The organism is Microcoleus pseudofavosus SVA1_A4 (assembly GCF_036700565.1).
Classification (GTDB): Bacteria; Cyanobacteriota; Cyanobacteriia; order Cyanobacteriales; family Microcoleaceae; genus Microcoleus.
In genome coordinates this window covers 1-1,138 of sequence record NZ_JAUBPE010000199.1, presented here as the reverse complement: position 1 = coordinate 1,138, position 1,138 = coordinate 1, and the positions used below count along the sequence as shown (strand labels likewise).

The 1,138-nt window shown below is 42.8% G+C and carries 1 protein-coding gene; it reads right to left on the bottom strand.

The genetic code is table 11. The features are described 5' to 3' along the window. Positions 1-1,010: IS5 family transposase (locus tag QUA02_RS33460; protein WP_333034030.1), on the bottom strand; the 1,010-nt coding region annotated here is incomplete at its 3' end. Positions 1,011-1,138 lie beyond the last annotated feature (128 nt).

Below are 1,138 nucleotides of genomic sequence, written 5' to 3'. Positions count from 1 at the left end.
TCCCAGCTCATCCGGTCTAAAAATACATATCCTTCAAAACAACTGGCTGATAGTTTGGCTCCAAACTCTACGCTTTTTCCGGCTTTTCCTCTGACTATGGGACGAATGTGGGGTTGGCTTAAACTTACTATTCTATCCTCAATACTCTGTTTATCGTTATCAAATAACCACTGTTGTTGGCGAGTAACTTCTGTGAGGACTAGCAAGGTTTTATATTGCTTTTTAGTCAGACTCTTTAGGCTCGCACCCGCATCAATTAGCTGTTCAATATGAGCGAGGTTTCTTTTGATATATTGAAGTTGTTTTTTAATTGCCTGTCTTCTTTTGTTGCGGGTGGGTCGTCTTTGTTTCGCTACTGCTAAGTAGTCTTTTCTCGCTAGATTACGGTAGGTTCTTGGTTTTTTATGGGTTTTTTCTTTGATTTGTTTATACAGGATGTCTATGATTTTTTCTGTATGAACTCTGGCTCTGTTTAATAGTCCTAAGTCGGTCGGATAACTAATATCGGCTGGGGCACAGGTTGCATCTACGATCAACTTACCGCGATTGGGTGACTCATTTTTGGCGTCCGAATCCTTTTTTTTTTCGGGTTTGATTGGCGTGGTTTCTCGCATTTTTTCAACCATCCGTTCGTTCACTTTATTGATTAGGTTGGGACTAATTCGTTGCCGAAAGTGTACTAATAGAGAGGGGTCAAATGCGAGTTCATTGCTGTAGTTTGATTGACCGATAAAGTATTGTAGATAGGGGTTTTCCCGAATTTGTTCTACTGTTTCCCGATCGCTAATTCCCAATTTTTCTTTGATAATTAATGCCCCCAACGCCATCCGAAAGGATTTAGCTGGTGCGCCCTTTTCGGTGGGGAAGTTTTGGGCATATTCTGACTCAAATTCTGACCACGGGATTAGTTGAGCCATTTTTACCCAACGGTTGTCCGCTGACAATTTAGAGCCGTTGGCTAGTTCAAAGTCTAAGGCTGGGAGGGGAGCAAGCTCAGCTTTTCTGTACACGATCGCAGGTGGTGATGCACGGCTTTTGACCTATTCTACCTGTTTATCTTGCACTTTACTCTCGAGCGCGCGATCAAATAACCCAGGCCACGTAACACGCGGGCGATATATTCAGCAAGCCCTAATTA